Origin of the sequence: Streptomyces sp. NPDC046939, from assembly GCF_040644575.1 — a bacterium.
Taxonomy (GTDB): domain Bacteria; phylum Actinomycetota; class Actinomycetes; order Streptomycetales; family Streptomycetaceae; genus Streptomyces.
Genome location: NZ_JBEYWV010000012.1, coordinates 85753 through 104477, shown reverse-complemented (window position 1 = coordinate 104477; position 18725 = coordinate 85753). Strand labels below are relative to the sequence as shown.

16 protein-coding genes, 1 tRNA gene and 1 pseudogene are annotated in these 18725 nt (G+C 70.1%); 11 read left to right on the top strand and 7 right to left on the bottom strand.

Features of this window, described 5'->3' with window-relative positions; translation table 11 throughout:
* Nucleotides 1-484 precede the first annotated feature (484 nt).
* From ABZ877_RS15580 to ABZ877_RS15570, 3 genes are all read right to left on the bottom strand, one after another.
* On the bottom strand, nt 485-2794 hold the full coding sequence (locus ABZ877_RS15580; RefSeq protein ID WP_361070266.1) for a hypothetical protein: 2310 nt from the start codon (nt 2792-2794) through the stop codon (nt 485-487).
* Entirely contained in the window at nt 2794-3306 is a 513-nt protein-coding gene (locus tag ABZ877_RS15575) for a hypothetical protein (RefSeq protein WP_361070264.1), read from the bottom strand. The genes ABZ877_RS15580 and ABZ877_RS15575 overlap by 1 nt, the downstream gene beginning before the upstream one ends.
* A 392-nt stretch (nt 3307-3698) precedes the next feature.
* Nucleotides 3699-3770, bottom strand: a tRNA-Cys gene (locus ABZ877_RS15570).
* A gap of 178 nt (nt 3771-3948) precedes the next feature.
* On the opposite strand from ABZ877_RS15570, the gene ABZ877_RS15565 reads away from it, so the two are divergent.
* The 4 genes from ABZ877_RS15565 (at nt 3949) to ABZ877_RS15550 (ending at nt 10053) form a co-directional block, all read left to right on the top strand.
* Nucleotides 3949-5400, top strand: coding sequence for an MFS transporter (locus ABZ877_RS15565; protein ID WP_361070262.1), 1452 nt, complete (start codon nt 3949-3951; stop codon nt 5398-5400).
* A gap of 759 nt (nt 5401-6159) precedes the next feature.
* Nucleotides 6160-7959 (top strand): DEAD/DEAH box helicase, encoded by a 1800-nt coding sequence (locus ABZ877_RS15560; protein ID WP_361070259.1) that lies wholly within the window; start codon nt 6160-6162, stop codon nt 7957-7959.
* Between the two features lie 306 nt (nt 7960-8265).
* Nucleotides 8266-8907 (top strand): helix-turn-helix domain-containing protein, encoded by a 642-nt coding sequence (locus tag ABZ877_RS15555; protein ID WP_361070256.1) that lies wholly within the window; start codon nt 8266-8268, stop codon nt 8905-8907.
* Between the two features lie 345 nt (nt 8908-9252).
* Nucleotides 9253-10053, top strand: coding sequence for a S16 family serine protease (locus tag ABZ877_RS15550; RefSeq protein ID WP_361070254.1), 801 nt, complete (start codon nt 9253-9255; stop codon nt 10051-10053).
* 21 nt (nt 10054-10074) lie between these two features.
* On the opposite strand, the gene ABZ877_RS15545 is transcribed toward ABZ877_RS15550, so the two are convergent.
* On the bottom strand, nt 10075-10545 hold the full coding sequence (locus tag ABZ877_RS15545; RefSeq protein WP_361070252.1) for an Lrp/AsnC family transcriptional regulator: 471 nt from the start codon (nt 10543-10545) through the stop codon (nt 10075-10077).
* A gap of 146 nt (nt 10546-10691) precedes the next feature.
* Here ABZ877_RS15545 and hppD point away from each other — a divergent pair, with 146 nt between their 5' ends.
* From hppD to nthA, 4 genes are read left to right on the top strand one after another with little or no spacing between them, the layout of a single operon-like run.
* Nucleotides 10692-11849 (top strand): 4-hydroxyphenylpyruvate dioxygenase, encoded by a 1158-nt coding sequence (gene hppD / locus ABZ877_RS15540; protein ID WP_361070249.1) that lies wholly within the window; start codon nt 10692-10694, stop codon nt 11847-11849.
* A gap of 32 nt (nt 11850-11881) precedes the next feature.
* A complete protein-coding gene (locus ABZ877_RS15535) occupies nt 11882-12166 on the top strand; it encodes a hypothetical protein (RefSeq protein WP_361070246.1) in 285 nt (94 codons plus the stop codon).
* On the top strand, nt 12156-12452 hold the full coding sequence (locus ABZ877_RS15530) for an SH3-like domain-containing protein (RefSeq protein ID WP_361070243.1): 297 nt from the start codon (nt 12156-12158) through the stop codon (nt 12450-12452). The genes ABZ877_RS15535 and ABZ877_RS15530 overlap by 11 nt, the downstream gene beginning before the upstream one ends.
* A complete protein-coding gene (gene nthA / locus ABZ877_RS15525) occupies nt 12442-13032 on the top strand; it encodes a nitrile hydratase subunit alpha (protein WP_361070241.1) in 591 nt (196 codons plus the stop codon). The genes ABZ877_RS15530 and nthA overlap by 11 nt, the downstream gene beginning before the upstream one ends.
* Before the next feature lie 145 nt (nt 13033-13177).
* Here the strand turns inward: nthA and ABZ877_RS15520 are convergent, their stop codons facing one another.
* A complete protein-coding gene (locus tag ABZ877_RS15520; protein ID WP_361070238.1) occupies nt 13178-14599 on the bottom strand; it encodes a tetratricopeptide repeat protein in 1422 nt (473 codons plus the stop codon).
* 108 nt (nt 14600-14707) lie between these two features.
* Here ABZ877_RS15520 and ABZ877_RS15515 point away from each other — a divergent pair, with 108 nt between their 5' ends.
* Entirely contained in the window at nt 14708-16078 is a 1371-nt protein-coding gene (locus ABZ877_RS15515) for an FAD-linked oxidase C-terminal domain-containing protein (protein ID WP_361070235.1), read from the top strand.
* Nucleotides 16079-16096: 18 nt separating this feature from the next.
* Here the strand turns inward: ABZ877_RS15515 and ABZ877_RS15510 are convergent, their stop codons facing one another.
* Nucleotides 16097-16579 carry an SsgA family sporulation/cell division regulator gene (locus tag ABZ877_RS15510; RefSeq protein ID WP_361070232.1) on the bottom strand — a complete coding sequence of 161 codons (483 nt, stop codon included), beginning with the start codon at nt 16577-16579 and terminating at the stop codon, nt 16097-16099.
* 225 nt (nt 16580-16804) lie between these two features.
* Between ABZ877_RS15510 and ABZ877_RS15505 the strand changes: the two are divergent.
* Nucleotides 16805-16897 (top strand): annotated as a pseudogene (locus ABZ877_RS15505) (DUF2510 domain-containing protein); the annotation flags it as partial.
* On the opposite strand, the gene ABZ877_RS15500 reads toward ABZ877_RS15505, so the two are convergent.
* Nucleotides 16855-17184, bottom strand: coding sequence for a hypothetical protein (locus ABZ877_RS15500; protein WP_361070515.1), 330 nt, complete (start codon nt 17182-17184; stop codon nt 16855-16857). The pseudogene ABZ877_RS15505 and the gene ABZ877_RS15500 overlap by 43 nt on opposite strands.
* Before the next feature lie 616 nt (nt 17185-17800).
* On the opposite strand from ABZ877_RS15500, the gene ABZ877_RS15495 reads away from it, so the two are divergent.
* Nucleotides 17801-18706, top strand: a complete 906-nt coding sequence (locus ABZ877_RS15495; protein ID WP_361070504.1) for an RDD family protein — start codon at nt 17801-17803, stop codon at nt 18704-18706.
* Nucleotides 18707-18725 lie beyond the last annotated feature (19 nt).

The following is an 18725-nucleotide window of genomic DNA, read 5'->3' as shown; positions in this document are numbered from 1 at the left end:
GCTGTCCGTCCTGCCCGGCAACACAAGGGAGGAAGACGGCCGCGAAGTTGTTGGAGGCGGCGCCCTTGTCACCTGCGGGGAATTGAGTGAAGGCTCGCACGGAAGTTTCGTCGCGCGCCGTCGTCCGCACCCACTTCAGCCAATCTTCCGCAGGCTCGGACGGCATCGACTCCGTTCGCGTCCTGAGCAGAACAGCCTTACTTCGTCCTGTGATCAGGCAGGAAGACCTATAACTGAGCCCCGACTCGTCGACGCCTCCGCTGCCGGTGTCATCGAAGGCGTACGAGGATCTTTCCGGTAGTAGTTTACCCAGAGCGCCGGCCACTTGTTTCGAGTGCCCCAGGGACGCGCATACATCAGCCGTATTGATTTCGCCCTTTTCCCTGAAGGGGGGCCATTTGAGCGCATATGTGAGCGCCCATGCGGTGATGAGAACAGTCACTCCGGCAGCGGCCAGGGTCATGGGCCGGTTCAGTTTCAAGGCTCATTCTTCCGTGTCGAGTTCCTTGGCTTTGCCTTCACCGTCAAGATAGTCGTGCACGTTCTGACCGGCGTCGTCGAAGCCCGTCTTCGCATGTTCGGCAACCGATGCCTCGATCAGGGGATACCGGTGACCTGAATTGACTCCTGCCTTCTTTGTCGCTTCTTCGACCATGGTGAAGGCGGAATCCCTGGTGCCCTCGATGTGCTCACCGTTGCTGTAGACGACATTACCGGAACTGTCTTTCATGGATCCATCGGTGATCGAGCCGATGATTTCACTCGCGGCCGTTCCGGCCAACCCTCCTGCCACGGCTGCGCCGGGGCCGCCGATCGGTGCGGTCCCCAGGCCGACACCTACCCCGACCAGGCTTCCGCCCCAGGTCGATGCGGACTCAATGGCCTCGTTGTAATCGGCGTCCTTCGCGCCGCCCTCCACCTCGCCCTCGAACGCGCGTCCTCCGCCGATCAGTCCCTCAATGTTGCCTGCCGTTCGGGAGACGTGGCCGACCGCCTGTTGCAGGGATTGCTCAGGCGGAAAGTGTGAGTCGGCGGCATACGCATCCGGGTGCTGGAAGTGGTATTGCATCAGATGGCTGGTGTAGCTGGCTTGCCCCAGGTTCACTGCGGCGTACCCCTCTGGATTGCGGCCGACCGTGTAGAGGAACCTGGTGATGTCTTTCTCGCTCAAGCTTGCAGTACTGCCGGCATTGGGGAACAGTTTTTCTTCCCCCGCAGAACCGGCGTGCAGACCCCGGTGAATGTCCGGCATGTATTCTGCGGCAACTTGACCCATGCTGTCCGACATGTAGCTGTTTTTGCTCAGGCGTTCGGGGTCCTCCGAGACGGAAGCGAAGATTCGCTCCACGAGCTTGGTCTGCCCGGAATTGTGAGCAGGCGTATCTGCGGTGGGGTACTCTCCGGCCGGGTGCCCGGTGGTGGCGGCTTCGAGGGCCAACGCCATGTTGTTCTTCCCGGTGTTGAGCTGATCACCGTGGGAGTCGGTCTCCTCGGGCCAGTCCCGCTCTTCGAAGAGGTAGTCGAAGTTGGACAGCGTCCTCCTGCCCATTTTCCCGTCGCCGTCCGTGTCGTGCTCGAACGGGTTGCCGGGATCGTTCTTCGAGATGAATTCCTGGTTGAAGAACTCCGTAGCGACATCGGGGCTGTTGGACAGGCCCTTCAGGTAACCGGTGAAGGGGTCGCTCCCGCTGTCCTCGCCGATGCGATTGAGCATCTGATCAGTGCCCATGTGCTGCCAGGCCAGGTTCGCGTGTTCACCGTTGCCGGTGAGTCGGCGTTCCGTGGCCATGAGCTTCGTGCCGTAGTCCTTCATGAACTGGTCGTCGTAGTCGCCGGTTCGCATCAGGTTGCTCATGACCTGGAAGCCCATGGGGCCGCCCTTATTGCCATAGAGAGGCTTGTCGCCCAGATCGATGACCTGGCGCCGCCAGTCGTCCATGGCCGTCGAGTCGCTCTGCGACGCGTTGGCGAGGGACAAGCCGAGGTTGCGCTGCAGGTCGTCGAGTTGGTCGCGGCGGTCGTGGCCGATGCCCCAGTTCGTGCCGGGATCGTTGATACCGGCCCAGAACTGCATGGTCTTCTTCGGACCGAGCGCGGTGGCGAACCGCTCCGAGAATAAGTCGTCGTCTTTGTACTTCTTCAGCCCGGCATTGATGCGGTCGAAGTCCCTGACCGTGAGGTCCCCAGGGTTCTTCTTGGCGATCTCTGCCAGTTCCTCGGCTTCCTTCATGGCCGCGGCCGCGTCGTCCCGGCTCTTGTAGGTCGCGTCCGAGAAGCCCATCTCGGCCTGGTCGGCAAGGGCCTTGAGGATCTTGCTCGCGGAGGTGTCGCTCTCGTCCGCATCGCGCAGAATCCGTTGGATGTCGTCGCGCAGCGCGTTGATGTCTTTCTGGTTGTTCTTGTCCGCGTGGGCGCGGGCCTCCGGCGGGATGTCCGTGGTGACAGTGAAGCCACCTTCGCGACCGATGACTTTGATGTTCTTCTCGCGACCGCGGGCAACAGCCTCTTTGAGCTGCGTCTGGTAGCCCTTCAGCTCGCCCCGCGTGTCATCGAGGATGCTGTGAATGGTCCGGGACTGGGTGTGGGCGTCGCTGAACTCTCCAGCGGTTTTGCCGATGAATTCCTTGGTCACCTGAGAGTTCATGCCGGTCCAGTCGGCCTTGTTCGCGGCCCTGTGCAGTCCGTCGTCGGCCTGCTTCTTGAGTTCGGCCAAGTGGGAGGCGAGAGCGCGCCAGTCCTCGACGGCGTCGTCGAGCAGCTTGAAGTCGGCGCCGAGGAGATCGTCGAAGTTCATCAGGTGGCCCTCTTCTTCTCGTCCGGCCTGCCGTAGGAGGAGGCATTCGGACGGCCGGGCTCGCCGACACGTTCGTCGAAACCCCTGTCGAGGGTGTCGATGCTGCTCATCTTCCGCCGGATGTAGTGCTCGTCCCCGGCGTGAACCTTCTTCGTGACCTGCATGTGGTTCGAAATGTGTGCGCAGGCGTCCATGAGGGACTTGAGCTGCGCTTCCCATCGGCTCGCCACGTGCCGCAGGCCGGACCCCAGCGAGAAGCCCTGGCCCAGGAGGTTGCCGGCGGCTTTGTCGCTGCTGGCGTCGGCGACTCGGGCCTTGTCCCACAAGCCGTCATAGAGGGCCTGTGCGTGACTGCCGATCTTGGCCAGATCGGCATCTTTGACGGTGAGGTCACCTGTCTTGCCGGGGAGGGGCGGGGCGGCCCCTCCGCCGCCGGCCTGATTCAGTCTCATCCGCGTCGACTGCCGCTCCGCGGCGTCCGTCTTGAGCTGTTCCCACTCGTCCCATGCCATGGGTGAGCACCGTCCCCCGTATGTCTGATGTGGCAGCTGCGCTCAAGTTAGCGATCCGCAATTGTGACAATCACAGGTCGAGGTGGCGGCTTCGCAGGTGTTGACTGCGGTGAATGCCCGATGACGTGCGGACTTCATGGCGAGGGGGAGGCGGGGTGTCGTGAGTGCCGCAGTCGGACGTATGTTGACGCGGCCTGGATGGGCCGCTTGCGTCGACGGGTTCACCGGTGGGTACCCCGACGGGCGAATACGGGGGGAAATGCGTGACCCTGTGTTGGCACTGGTCTCGAAGGCAACGCCTGTCTCACCGGACCGTTTGACGACGAAGGGGCGCCCCGTCGTGACGGGGCGCCCCTTCTTGTTCGTGCAGCCCAGCGCCGTTGGGCTGCCGGAGGCCGTGACCGGAATCGAACCGGTGTGCTTCGCTTTGCAGGCGAATCCCTAAACCACTCGGGCACACGGCCGGGAGTCGGTGTTGCTGACTGCTAAGACCGTAGGGGCGGCGGGGGCGGGTGCTCAAGGGTTTGGGGTGGGCTGCAACGGGACTGCCATATTGCGTTCATGGTCGTACGACCAAGGGACCAGGGCGATGCCGTCGCTGGACAGGGGTCAGTGTGATGTACGGGCCTTACTCTGAGGCGTATGGCCGCCCTTGAAGACGATGTCGCCGTTGTTGCCCCGGACCTTGCCGACCTCGGTGCTGGGGAAGGGGTGCTCGGGCGTAGCTATCGCGCCTTGAGCATCGGGATCGTCACCGTCGTGCTGCTCATCGCCTTCGAGGCGACCGCCGTCGGGACCGCCATGCCGGTCGCCGCGCGGGAGTTGGACGGCGTTTCGTTGTACGCCTTCGCGTTCTCCGGGTACTTCACCACCAGTCTTTTCGGGATGGTGCTCGCCGGGCAGTGGGCCGACCGGCGTGGGCCGCTCGGGCCGTTGGCGGTCGGGATCGGGGCGTTCGCGGCGGGGCTCGTGGTCGCCGGGACCGCCGGGACGATGTGGTTGTTCGTCGGCGGGCGGGCCGTGCAGGGGCTCGGGGGCGGGCTGGTCATCGTCGCGCTGTATGTGGTCGTCAGCCGGGCCTATCCGGAACGGTTGCGGCCCGCGATCATGGCGGCGTTCGCGGCCAGTTGGGTCGTGCCGTCGATCGTCGGGCCGCTGGCCGCGGGGGCCGTGACCGAGCATCTCGGGTGGCGGTGGGTGTTCCTCGGGATCCCCGTACTCGTGCTGCTGCCGCTCGGGCTCGCCCTGCCGCAAATCCGGCGGCGGGCCGGCGGGGCGGCTCCCGGGGCCGGGGGTGACGCCTTCGACCGGCGGCGGATCCGGCTCGCGTTCGGGATCTCGCTCGGGGCTGGGCTGCTGCAGTACGCCGCGCAGGACCTGCGGCCGTTCTCCGTGGTGCCGGGTGTCGTCGGTGCCGCGTTCCTCGTACCGTCCGTGCTCGGGCTGTTGCCGCGCGGTACGTACCGGGCGCGGCGCGGGTTGCCGTCGGTGGTGCTGCTGCGCGGGGTCGCGGCGGGGGCGTTCATCGCGGCCGAGTCGTTCGTACCGCTGATGCTCGTGACCCAGCGGGGGCTGTCGCCGACGCTCGCCGGGTTCTCGCTCGCCGCGGGCGGGGCGACGTGGGCGCTGGGGTCGTGGGTGCAGGCACGTTCCCGGTTCGAGCCGTATCGGGAGCGGCTCGTCGCCGGGGGCATGGTGCTCGTCGCCGCCGCGATCGCTGCCGCGCCGAGTGTGCTGATCGCGGCCGTGCCGGTGTGGGTGGTGGCCGTCGCCTGGGGGTTCGGGTGCCTCGGGATGGGGCTCGTCATCTCCTCCACCAGCGTGCTGCTGCTCCAGCTCTCCGCGCCCGAGGAGGCCGGGGCGAACTCCGCCGCCCTGCAGATCTCCGACGGCCTCGCCAATGTGGTGCTGCTCGCGGCGGGCGGGGCGGCGTTCGCCGCGCTGGGCGGGGGAGCGGTGGGGCAGGCGCATGGGGTGACGCAGGGCGCGAGCGGATCGCATCCGGGGGCCTTCGTCGCCGTCTTCCTGCCGATGGCGGGGGTGGCGTTGGTGGGGGCCTGGGTGGGGACGCGGTTGCGGGAGCGGGGGGAGTAGGGGGTAGGCGGGAGTTCTTGGAGTGGCGGTGTGCGGTGTGCGGTGTGCGGTGTGCTGTGCGTGGCGGGGCGCGGCGCGGGCTGCTGCGGTGCGATGGGTGGGGGTGTGAGCGTGCGGGGTTGGGTGCGGGGTTGCTGTCTGGGGTGGGCCTAGTGCGCTGTGGGGGCCAGTTCGCTGTGGCGAGTGAGGGCAGAGGGTGATGGTGCGCGGACAGGGGTGAGCTCCGGGCGGGGTGGTGCGTCGGGACCAGGCAGGTTGTGGCGGGCGGGGCGGTGAGGGTCTGGTTACGGCCGGGGCGGGGGCGGTGGTTCGTGGTCGGCTGTGGCCTGCGTTCGGCCAGGGGTGCCGTGGCCCGCTGTGACCGGCGTCCGGTCAGGGGGTCCGTGGTCGGTTGTGACCCGCTTTCGGTCAGGGGCGGCGTGGCCCGCTGCGACCCGCATCCGGCCGGGTGTGCCGTAGTCGGCTGTGGCCTGCGTCCGGCCTGGGGTGTCGTGGTCGGCTGTGACCCGCGTCCGGCCTGGGGTGTCGTGGTCCGCTGGGGCCCGCGTCCGGCCAGGGGGCCGTAGTCGGCTGTGGCCCGCGTCCGGTCAGGGGCGGCCTGGCCCGCTATGACCCCCGTTCGGCCGGGGCGCCGTGGTCCGTTGTGACCCGCGTCCCACCCGACCCCCGCCCGGCCTCGCGAACCCGCTTCCGTGACTTCCGCACCGGTAGGGTGGCCCGGTTGTCATACGTCCGTCGAAACTTGAGTAATCGGAGACCGTGACTACCACCGCCGCCACCAACTCCGCGTCCCACCACCTGTCGCCCGCCTTCCCCGGCCGCGCCCCGTGGGGTACCGCCAACAAGCTGCGTGCCTGGCAGCAGGCGGCGATGGACCGGTACATCCAGGAGCAGCCGCGGGACTTCCTCGCCGTCGCGACGCCGGGGGCCGGCAAGACGACCTTCGCGCTGACGCTCGCGTCGTGGCTGCTGCACCACCATGTCGTGCAGCAGGTGACCGTCGTCGCGCCGACCGAGCACTTGAAGAAGCAGTGGGCGGAGGCGGCCGCGCGCATAGGGATCAAGCTGGACCCGGAGTACAGCGCGGGGCCGCTCAGCAAGGAGTACCAGGGCGTCGCCGTGACGTACGCGGGTGTCGGCGTGCGGCCCATGCTGCACCGCAACCGCAGTGAGCAGCGCAAGACGCTCGTCATCCTCGACGAGATCCATCACGCCGGTGACAGCAAGTCGTGGGGCGAGGCGTGCCTGGAGGCGTTCGAACCGGCGACGCGGCGGCTCGCGCTCACTGGTACGCCTTTCCGGTCCGACACCAATCCCATTCCCTTTGTGCAGTATGAGGAGGGGAATGATGGGATTCGGCGGTCTTCTGCTGATTACACGTACGGGTATGGGAGTGCGCTTCAGGATGGCGTCGTCCGGCCCGTTATTTTTCTTTCCTACAGCGGCAATATGCGGTGGCGGACCAAGGCCGGGGACGAGATCGCCGCGCGACTCGGCGAGCCCATGACCAAGGACGCCGTCAGTCAGGCGTGGCGCACTGCCCTCGACCCGCGCGGCGAGTGGATGCCGAGCGTGCTGCGCGCCGCCGACGCCCGGCTCACCGAGGTCAGGAAGGGTATCCCTGACGCCGGCGCCCTCGTCATCGCCTCCGATCAGGAGTCGGCGCGCGCGTACGCGAAGCTCATTCGGGAGATCACCGGCAGCAAGGCCACCCTCGTGCTGTCCGACGACGCCGGGGCCTCCAAGCGCATCGACGAATTCTCCGCCAGTGACGATCGGTGGATGGTCGCGGTGCGCATGGTGTCGGAGGGGGTCGACGTTCCGCGGCTCGCTGTCGGGGTTTATGCCACCACTATTTCCACCCCTTTGTTCTTCGCCCAGGCCGTCGGGCGTTTCGTGCGGTCGCGGCGGCGCGGTGAGACCGCATCGGTATTTCTGCCCACCGTTCCCGATCTGCTCGGCTTCGCCAACGAGATGGAGGTCGAGCGCGACCACGTACTCGACAAGCCGAAGAAGGACGGGGAAGAGGACCCGTACGCCGAATCCGAGAAGGAGATGGAGGAGGCCAACAAGGAGCAGGACGAGGACACCGGGGAGCAGGAACAGTTCTCGTTCGAGGCCCTGGAGTCCGAGGCCGTCTTCGACCGGGTCCTCTACGACGGGGCCGAATTCGGCATGCAGGCCCACCCCGGCAGCGAGGAAGAACAGGACTACCTCGGCATTCCCGGGCTGCTCGAACCCGACCAGGTGCAGTTGCTGCTGCAGAAGCGGCAGGCCCGGCAGATCGCCCACAGCCGCAAGAAGCCCGACACCGAGGCCGACCTCCTCGAACTGCCCGCCGAACGGCGGCCCGTCGTCTCCCACAAGGAGATGATGGAGTTGCGGAAGCAGCTCAATACGTTGGTCGGTGCCTACGTGCATCAGAGCGGCAAGCCGCACGGAGTGCTCCACACCGAACTGCGGCGCGTCTGCGGCGGGCCGCCGAGCGCCGAGGCCACCGCGGGGCAGTTGCGGCAGCGCATCGCCAAGGTGCAGGAGTGGGCCACCCGCATGAAGTGACACGGGGGCCAAGTACGGGCAATCCCTGCCAACCCAGGCTTCCCGCTGACCGGATTCTGGACGGAGTCTTCCGCTCAGCGGGACGACCTCGCTACATTCCCGGCAACGCACACGCCCCGTGGCAGCGCCGCCGCGGAGCGCAGCCGGTACGCACGAAGACAGTCGTCTGCAGCCGTAGAGCCGTATGCAGCATGCAGCCCAGCGCCTGATCACCGACCGGCGGCTCTCACGCGCGTCGCCCATGGGACAGGTGGCGCAACCGCCGCGTAGGAGACCGTCGGCCCTCACCAATAAGGAGTGGGCGTCGTGACCGCGGAGACCTCCCAGACGCTCGACAGAGGACTGCGCGTCCTCAAACTGCTCGCCGACACCGACCACGGGCTGACCGTCACCGAGCTGTCCAACAAGCTCGGCGTCAACCGCACCGTCGTCTACCGCCTGCTCGCCACGCTCGAGCAGCACGCCCTCGTCCGCCGCGACCTCGGCGGCCGCGCCCGGGTCGGGCTCGGCGTGCTGCGGCTCGGGCGGCAGGTCCATCCACTGGTACGGGAAGCAGCGCTGCCCGCGCTGCGGTCACTGGCCGAGGACATCGGGGCGACGGCGCATCTGACGCTGGTCGACGGGTCGGAGGCGCTTGCCGTCGCCGTCGTCGAGCCCACCTGGACGGACTATCACGTCGCCTACCGGACCGGGTTCCGGCATCCGCTGGACCGGGGGGCCGCCGGGCGGGCCATTCTCGCCTCGCGGCGCGGGGTGCTGCCTGAGCCCGGGTACACGCTGACGCACGGGGAGCTCGAAGCGGGGGCCAGTGGGGCGGCGGCGCCTCTGCTCGGGGTGACCGGGATCGAGGGGTCCGTCGGGGTCGTCATGCTCGCGGACGCGGTGCCTGAGCGGGTGGGGCCTCGGGTCATGGATGCGGCTCGGGAGGTTGCGGATGCGCTCCGCTGAGGGCCGGATATTGGTGGGCCTGGGTTGAGCTTGGCTGGGCCTTTTTTGGTGGCCGGGGTGCGGGGTGCTGGCTGATTGCGCAGTTCCCCGCGCCCCTGGGGGCCTGCCGTCCCGTCGTTAGGGTGCAGGTCGCGTCGTGGTTGCTCGCGCAGTTCCCCGCGCCCCTGAAGGCGCCGGCTTCGCCGGGCCTTCCCAGCACCAGAGAAGATGCCGCACGCAGTGCGCATCTCAGGGGCGCGGGGAACTGCGCGACCGGCCACGACGAGACCCGCACCCCGCGCATCACCGGAACCCCCCACACGCCCAGCCCCGCACAACAAACCCCCGCCGCGTTAGATTGGCCCCGTGCTCACCCGCCTCAGTCGTCCCGCTGCCCTCATCCTCTGCGCGCTCCCGGTGATCGCGCTGCTCGCGGTGGCCGTGTTCGCGCCGTTGCCGTTCTCGGTGGCGCAGCCGGGGCCCACGACGAACGTGCTCGGCAAGGACGACGGCAAGCCCGTCATCAAGATCACCGGCGCTCCGACCCGTAAGCCCAGCGGAGCGCTCCGCGCGGTGACGATCGTGGCGACCGGGCCGGAGGCCACCGTGCGCCTGGGTGACGTGCTCGACGGGTGGTTCGCCGACAACCGGGCGATCATGCCGCGCGACTCCGTCTACCCGGAGGGTGACTCCACCAAGGAGATCGAGCAGCACAACAAGCGGGAGATGAAGGGCTCGCAGGACGCCGCCACCGAGGCCGCCCTCAACTACCTGGAGGCCGAGGGCACGACCACCTCGAACATCAAGGTGCGGCTGCAGCTCGGGGATGTCGGCGGGCCCAGCGCCGGTCTGCTCTTCTCGCTCGGCATCATCGACCTGCTCGACGGTGACGGCAGCGGCGCCGATCTGACCGGCGGCAAGTCGATCGCGGGCACCGGCACCATCGACGGCGACGGCAAGGTCGGCGCGGTCGGCGGGGTCTCCCTCAAGGTGCAGGCCGCCGACCGGGACGGCGCCACCGTCTTCCTCGTACCGAAGGCGGAGTGCGGTGACGCGAAGGCGTCGGCGCCGGACTCGATGCGGCTGATCCCGGTGAGTACTCTCAAGGGCACGGTCGCCGCCCTGACGGACCTGCGCAAGGGCTCCGGTTCCGTCCCCTCGTGCTGACCCCGGCCCGCCGGGCGGGCGTCATGTCAGCCCCGACGCCTGTTCCACCAGCGGGATCACCCGCAGCGGCACCGGATTCTCCATGACGATCGCCGTGGACGCCCGCACGATGCCGTCGAACCCGACGACCAGGTCGATCACGCGTTGCAGATCGGCGTTGGAACGGGCGACGAGCCGGCACAGCATGTCCCCGCTGCCCGTCGTCGTGTGCAGTTCGAGGACTTCGGGCACGTCCGCCAGATGGGCCCGGACGTCGGCCCCCTTGCCCTGCCGGATCTGGAGCGTGGCGAACGCGGTGACGGGATAGCCGAGCGCGGCCGGGTCCACCTGGGGGCCGAATCCGCGGACCACCCCGTTCGAGGTGAGCCGGTCGAGCCGGGCCTGCACGGTGCCGCGGGCGACCCCGAGCCGCCGGGACATCTCCAGGACCCCGATCCGCGGTTCCCGCGCGAGCAGCACGATCAGCCGCCCGTCCAGTTCGTCGATCGCCATGCGCGCCTCCGAGAAGTGTGTAAAGGGCCGACAGTGGTGGTCATCCTGTACAGAAAGACCGCTGAACCCGCCCTTCCACTGGTCAGAATGTTCAGCGAATGCGCGAACTATTGCGCACTCTGTGGAACAGCGGGAGCCTCCCACACATGACGCAGACCACACACTCGTCCTCCGCAGACGCTCCCGACACCGCCCGGAAGGCCGATCCCTTCCCGGTGAAGGGCATGGACGCGGTCGTCTTCGCCGTGGGCAACGCCAAGCAGGCCGCGCACTACTACTCCACCGCGTTCGGCATGCAGCTCGTCGCCTACTCCGGACCGGAGAACGGCAGCCGGGAGACCGCCTCGTACGTCCTGAAGAACGGCTCCGCCCGTTTCGTGTTCACCTCCGTCATCAAGGCCTCCACCGACTGGGGCCACTTCCTGGACGAGCACGTCGCCGCCCATGGCGACGGCGTCGTCGACCTCGCCATCGAGGTGCCGGACGCGCGCGCCGCGTACGCCTACGCCGTCGAGCACGGCGCGCGCGGCATCCAGGAGCCGTACGAGCTGAAGGACGAGCACGGCACCGTCGTGCTCGCGGCCATCGCCACGTACGGCAAGACCCGCCACACGCTCGTCGACCGCTCCGGTTACAGCGGCCCCTACCTGCCCGGTTTCGTCTCCGCCGAGCCGATCGTCGAGCCGCCCGCCCACCGCTACTTCCAGGCCATCGACCACTGCGTGGGCAATGTCGAGCTCGGCCGCATGAACGAATGGGTGGAGTTCTACAACAAGGTCATGGGCTTCACGAACATGAAGGAGTTCGTGGGCGACGACATCGCGACCGAGTACAGCGCCCTGATGTCGAAGGTCGTCGCGGACGGCACGCTCAAGGTCAAGTTCCCGATCAACGAGCCCGCGATCGCCAAGAAGAAGTCCCAGATCGACGAGTACCTGGAGTTCTACGGCGAGGCCGGCGTCCAGCACATCGCGCTCGCCACGAACGACATCGTCGCCTCCGTACGGGCCATGCGCGCGGCCGGCGTCCAGTTCCTCGACACCCCGGACTCCTACTACGACACGCTCGGCGAATGGGCGGGCGAGACCCGTGTCCCCGTCGAGATCCTGCGTGAGCTGAAGATCCTCGTCGACCGCGACGAGGACGGATATCTGTTGCAGATCTTCACCAAGCCGGTCCAGGACAAGCCGACCGTCTTCTTCGAGATGATCGAGCGTCATGGCTCCATGGGCTTCGGCAAGGGCAACTTCAAGGCCCTCTTCGAGGCCATCGAGCGCGAGCAGGAGAAGCGCGGCAACCTCTAGGCCGCCCGCCGGGGGCCGCCTACTGTGACCCCATGGCCAGGATGAACGACGTGGGCGGCATGACAGGGTTCGGCGCCATCGACACCACCGATGACGCCGAACCCTTCCACGCGGACTGGGAGGCCCGCGTCTTCGCGCTCCAGCGCGCCCTGATCGTCAAAAAGGTCTTCAACCTCGATGAGTTCCGCGACGCCGTCGAGACGATGCCGCCGCGCGAGTACCTCGCCGCCTCGTACTACGAGCGCTGGTTCCACGCGATCCGTACGCTCCTCGAACGCAAGGGCGTCCTCGCGGAAGGGGCGCTCGATGACGCGTGAACTCGTGTACGTGCCCGGTGACCTGGTCCGTACGTACCTCCACGACCCGCCCCACCACACGCGCCTGCCGCGCTACGCCCGCGGCAAGCTCGGCGTCGTCGTCGAGGCGGAGGGTAGCGCGCCCCTCGCCGATGTGCGCGCGAGCGGCGTGGACGACGCGCCCGTCACCATGATCTACGCGGTGCGGTTCGCGGCGCGGGAGTTGTGGGGCGAGGGCGACCACGACGTCGTCCTCGACCTGTCGGAGAGCTATCTGCGGAAGGCGGGCGAGAGCGATGTCCGGTGACCACCACGACGACGCGCTCCTCTCGCGGCAGGTCCGGCGGCTCGAAACGCTGTTGGAGGAGAAGGGGCTCGTCGGCCGGGACACTGTTGACGAGGTCATCGACGGGTTCCTCGCCGGGGCCTCCCCGGTCAACGGCGCCAAGGTCGTCGCCCGCGCCTGGACCGACCCCGCCTACAAGGCGCGGCTCCTGGAGAACGGCGCCGCCGCCGTCGCCGAACTCGGCTTCGACGCGGGCGGGGTGCAGCCGCAGCGGCTCCGGGTCGTGGAGAACACCGAGTCCGTCCACAACGTCATCGTGTGCACCCTGTGCTCGTGCTATCCGCTCCGGCTGCTCGGGCCCTCGCCGGGCTGGTACAAGAGCGAGGCGTATCGCTCGCGCGTCGTCCGGGATCCTCGGGGGGTGCTCGCCGAGTTCGGGGTGACGTTGGACGACGGGGTGCGGGTCACTGTGTGGGACTCCAGTGCGGAGACTCGGTACATGGTGCTGCCCAGGCGTCCCGCGGGGACCGGGGGGATGGGGGAGGGGGAGTTGGTGGGGGTCGTGTCGCGGAACGGGTTGATCGGGACGGGGTTGGTGTGACGGGGTTGGTGTGATGGGGTTGGTGTGATGGGGTGCGCCCTTTCGTCTGCCTTGTGGCGGGGGGAGGGCGGGTGCGGCTTGCTATGTGGCTGGTCGCGCAGTTCCCCGCGCCCCTGTGATGCGCACTTCGTGCGGCATCACGGCCTCAGCGGCGCGTCACCGTCGCCAGTTCCTGTCGAGCCCGTGGGGCGAACAGTGGGGAGAATTCCGGGTTGATCCGGAGCGCCTCGTCCAGGTGGCGGCGGGCCGGGGCGGGCAGGCCGAGGGCCCGCTCGACAGAGCCGCGGTGGTACGAGAACAAGGCGTCCCGCACCGTTCCGTCCTTCTGCCGGTCCGTGGTCCGGCGGAGCAGCTCGATCGCCTCGCCGTCCCGCCCGTCCCGGTGCAGCGCCCACCCGAGCGCGTCGGCGGTACGCAGGTTCGGGGCCCGGTCCCACTCCGCCCGCAGCCGGACGACCGCGGCCCGCGCGTCGCCGTGGTCCGCCTCGAAGCGGCCGAGGATCAGCGCGTCGTCCACCCCGTTGGCGCCCCGCGCCGCCGCCCACGTGCGCAGCGCGTCGTACTGGGTGCCTGCGGGTCCGGCCAGGCCCTGGGCCTCGTACAGCTCGCCGAGTTCGAGCGCGTACTCGGGCGAGGGATGCTCCGCGAGCGCCCGCCGGTACGCCCGCACCGCCTCGTCCGTACGGCCGAGGGACGCCAGCGCACGGGCCTGTCCGGCGAGCGCGGCGGGGTAGTGGGGGTCCGCCGTGCTCGCGGCGCGGAAGCGGCGCAGGGCGTCCTGCGGTTCGCCGCGTTCCCAGGCGAGGTCGCCGCCGCTGCTGAGCAGCGCGGCCCGTTCGGTCGGGGTCGCGGCGCGGGCCGCCGCGTCGCTGAGGACGGCGGCGGCGTCCTCGCGCCAGCCCCGGTCGCGGTAGACGGCGGCGGTGCGCAGCGTCACCGCCGTGCCGGTGGTGAGCCCGGACAGTTTGTCGAGGCTCTTCCCGGCGGCCGCGTAGTCGCCGAGCCCTCGGTAGGCGTCGACCAGGACGGCGTACGCCCGCCAGCGGTTCGGCGCCAGGCCCACCGAGGCCGCGCCCCATTTGCGGGCGGTGCTCCAGTCGCCGCGCGCGGCGGCGAGCGCGGCGAGGCCGTCGAGGGCGTCCACGTTCCCGTGCGGCCGGGCGGCGAGCGAACCGCGCAGCGCCCGTTCGGCCTTCGGGTAGAACGCCGAGTCGGCCGTGCGCGTGCCGCGCTCGACGTAGGCGGCCCCGAGCGCCGCCCACGTCCGGTCGTTCCCCGGGTTCTCCTGGACCTGCGCCTCGCGTTCGCGGATCAGCGCGGTGAGGTCGGACAGGGACGCGGGCGCCCCCGCCGAGGCGGCGATCACCGCCCGCCCGGCCGGTCCCGGCGAGGCGGCCGGACGTGGCGCGCTCTTGGGGTGCTGCGTCAGGAGGAGCACGCCGCCGACGACGACGCACCCGGCGACGGCGTACGCGCGCAGCGAGCGCCGCCGGCCGGACCACGAGCTCCCGGCCCCCGCGTCCGCGGAAGCCGCGTCCGCCTCGGCCACAGCCATGGAGTTCTCCATGGCGCACACTGTGCGTCAATACGACGAGCACACCCGGCCGCCATCCCGGCACACGACCCACCCCGCAGACGGGTTCACACCGATGGCCCCGAGTGCCAGGCTGTGATCATGAGCCGCACCCTCATCGAACTGCTCGGCGACGGGCTGCCCGCCGAAGCGCTCGTCACCGACCCCGACGTCACCGCCACGTACGCCCACGACATGGCGAGCTTCTGCGCCGCGGGCACCCCCGCCGTCGTCGTCCTGCCACGCACCGTCGAACAGGTGCAGCACGTCATGCGCACCGCCACCGAGCTGCGCGTCCCCGTCGTCCCCCAGGGCGCCCGCACCGGCCTGTCGGGCGCGGCCAACGCCTCCGACGGCTGCATCGTCCTCTCGCTCGTCAAGATGGACCGCATCCTGGAGATCAACCCGGTCGACCGGATCGCCGTCGTCGAACCGGGCGTCATCAACGCGCACCTCTCCCGCGAGGTGGCCGCCAAGGGCCTCTCCTACCCGCCGGACCCGTCGAGCTGGGAGATGTGCACCATCGGCGGCAACATCGGCACCGCCTCCGGCGGCCTGTGCTGCGTGAAGTACGGGGTCACCGCCGAGTACGTGCTCGGGCTCGACGTCGTCCTCGCCGACGGCCGCCTCCTCTCCACCGGGCGGCGCACCGCCAAGGGCGTCGCGGGCTACGACCTGACCCGCCTCTTCGTCGGCTCCGAGGGCAGCCTCGGCATCGTCGTCCGGGCGACCCTCGCGCTCAGACCGCAGCCGCCGCAACAGCTCGTCCTCGCCGCCGAGTTCGCGTCGGCGACCGCCGCGTGCGACGCCGTGTGCCGGATCATGGAGGGCGGACACGTCCCGTCACTCCTCGAACTCATGGACCGTACGACCGTCAAGGCCGTCAACGACCTGGCCCACATGGGGCTCCCCGAGACCACCGAGGCGCTCCTCCTCGCCGCCTTCGACACCCCGGACCCGGCGTCCGACCTCGCCGCCGTCGGCGCGCTCTGCGAAGCCGCGGGCGCCACCCAGGTCGTGCCCGCCGAGGACGCCGCCGAGTCCGAACTGCTGCTCCAGGCGCGCCGGTTGTCCCTCACCGCCCTCGAAGCGGTCAAGGGCACCACGATGATCGACGACGTGTGCGTGCCGCGCTCCAAGCTCGGCGAACTCCTCGAAGGCGTCGAGCGCATCGCCGACAAGTACGCCCTCACCATCGGCGTCTGCGCCCACGCCGGCGACGGCAACACCCACCCCACCGTCTGCTTCGACGCCCAGGACCCCGACGAGGGGCGGCGCGCCCGCGAGTCCTTCGACGAGATCATGGCCCTCGGCCTCGACCTCGGCGGCACCATCACCGGCGAACACGGCGTCGGCGTCCTCAAGAAGGAGTGGCTCGCGCGCGAACTCGGCCCCGTCGGCGTCGACGTACAACGCGCCGTCAAGGCGACCTTCGACCCCCTCGGCCTGCTCAACCCGGGCAAGCTCTTCTGACACCGGCGGCGACCCGGCTCACCGCTCGTCGGACGGGGACGACGACTCGTCCGACGGCCACGGGTCGCACGGAAACAGATCCTCCGCCAACGTCGTGGCCAGCAGCTCGGCGAGACCGTCGTCGATCCCCAGCCGCCCCGCCTCCGAGCCCGGAGGGACCACCCGCAACGTCCGCTCCAGCCACGCCGACACCGGCACGGTCGGCGCCTCGAGGAGCGCGTCGCCCTCCGGGGAGCTCAGCGCCATCAGGACGACGCTGCGCCCCTCCACCTTCGTCGGCCAGATCCGCACGTCCCCGTGGCCGCACGGCCTGAACACCCCCTCCACCAGCAGATCACGGGCGAACGTCCAGTTCACCGGGTGCTCCGAGCCCAGGTGGAACGTGACGTGCACGGCGTACGGGTCGTCGGTCCGGTACGTCAGCCGGGCCGGTACGGGGATGCTCCGCTCGGGCGACAGCACCAGCTTCAGCTCCAGTTCGCGTTCCACCACGGTGTGCATGTCGTGCGCTTCCTTTCCTCCTGTACGAGGCCCAGGGCGGGCCCGCGCGAGGAGAGAGCGCGCAAGGGCGCCGCCATTACGCGGGTTCGGGAAAGTTTTTCGGTCCTCTGTGCCTCTCCTTGCCCGGAAAGTGGGGCGTAACGGCGGACCGGCGCGGGCGGGGGCGGCCGTCTGATAGATGTGGACGCCACAACAAAACCCCCGAGCAGATACGGGACGACGGACATGAGCGCCCCAACCCCGGCCCCCGGCGACGACAGGCCCCGCGAAGGCTACTACCCCGACCCGTCCATTCCCGGATATGTCCGGTACTGGAACGGAGCCGCCTGGGTCCCCGGCACCAGCCGCCCCGCCCCGTCCGAGGGGGAGACCCTGCCGACCCCGGCGGGCGCCGCGCCCCCCGCCGCCTCCGTGGAGGAGACCGGTCCCGTCTTCCTTGACGAGGAGCCCTCCGTCCACACGGAGACGGGCCCCGCCGAACCGGCCTCCGCGTGGGCTGCCGCCACGACCCACCAGTCCGGCTTCGGCGGCGACCAGGACCGCCGCATCTCCTGGGGCGCGGACCCGGACCCCCGAGCGGCCCAGCGCATCGACACCCCGGCCACGGACGGCACCCCGAGCGACCCCGGCGCCGGTCCCACCGCCCCGGCGGGCTTCGGCGCGTCACCGGGGGCGTTCGACGCGGAGGCTCCGCGGGGTGCCGGTGCCCCGGGCAACCCGGATTCTGGGCGCGGCCCGGCGGCCTCTGCGACCGACCAGGGGGCCTCGGCGGGTCCGGATGGCTCCGGGGGCCCGGGTGCGTCAGGGGGTACGTCTGCTTCGGGTGCCCCGGGTGCCTCTGCTGCTCCCGGCGCCCCGGCTGGCCCGGGCGGTTCCGGTGTTTCAGCTAGGCCGGGTGGTTCGGGTGCGTCCGCCGGTTCGTCAGCTCCGGGTACCTCGGCCGCTTTCGGCGCCCCGGCGGGTCTGAGCGGTGCCGGTGTTTCGGCTGGGCCCGGCGCTCCGGGTGCGCCCGCCGGTTCGTCAGCTCCGGGTACCCCGGCCGCTTCCGGCGCCCCGGCCGGTCCGGGCGGGCCCGGCACCCCAGCCGGGCACCCCACCCCCGGCACCCCGGCCGGTTCAGCCACCCCCGGCGCCCAACCTCCCCCCTCCGAAGGCACCGTCACCATCCGTGCCGTACGACCCGGGAAGGCCGCAGCGGCGGCTCCGCGCAGTGAAGGCACCATGACGATCCGGCCGGTGCCCCAGCAGGGGCCCGTGCAGGCCCCGGCCCAGGCCGCCCGGCCCGCCGGCACCACCCCGGCGGCCGACCCCCGCGCCGCCGCCCCGGCCCCGGCCCCCGCCCCGAGCAGCCCCAGCCCTGGCTACGGCTACCCGCAGCAGGCCCAGCCCGCGCCCGCCCCGGCCCCCGCGCAGAACGCCCCCGGCTACGGCTACCCCCAGCCGAACCAGTCCGCCCCCGCGCAGAGCGCCCGCCCCGGTTACGGCTATCCGCCCGCACAGAACTCCCCCGTGACCCAGGGCCCGGGCGGTGGCGCCGCGTCGTGGGCGCAGCAGGTGCACCAGTTGGCGGACCCGGACGCGCCGGTGACACCGTTCAAGCCGGTGAACAACGACCCGTTCCTCGCGGCAGCGCAGGCGCAGGCGTCGGCGCGCCCGGCGGGCCTCGGCAAGCGGTTCGCGGCGCGGCTGATCGACACCCTGGTCCTGGGCACGGTCACCGCGGCGGCAGCCGTCCCGCTCGGCGTCCGCGCCGCCGACCACATCAACGGCAAGATCGACGCGGCGAAGGCCTCGGGTCGCCAGGTCACGGTCTGGCTGCTCGACGGCACGACGGCGACTTACCTGGGCATCGTCCTCGCCGTACTCCTCGTCGTCGGCGTCCTGTACGAGGCGCTGCCGACCGCCAAGTGGGGCCGCACCCTCGGCAAGAAGCTGATGGGGCTGACCGTGCGGGAGATCGAGGGCGGCGACTCCCCGTCGTTCGGCAAGTCCCTGCTGCGCTATCTCGTCTACGTGGTGCCGTGCCTGCTCGGCATCGGGATCCTCGGCGTGCTGTGGGGCCTGGTGGACCGCCCGTGGCGCCAGTGCCTGCACGACAAGGCGGTCCGTACGTTCGTCGCCCGGTAGCGGACGGGCCGGACGCGAC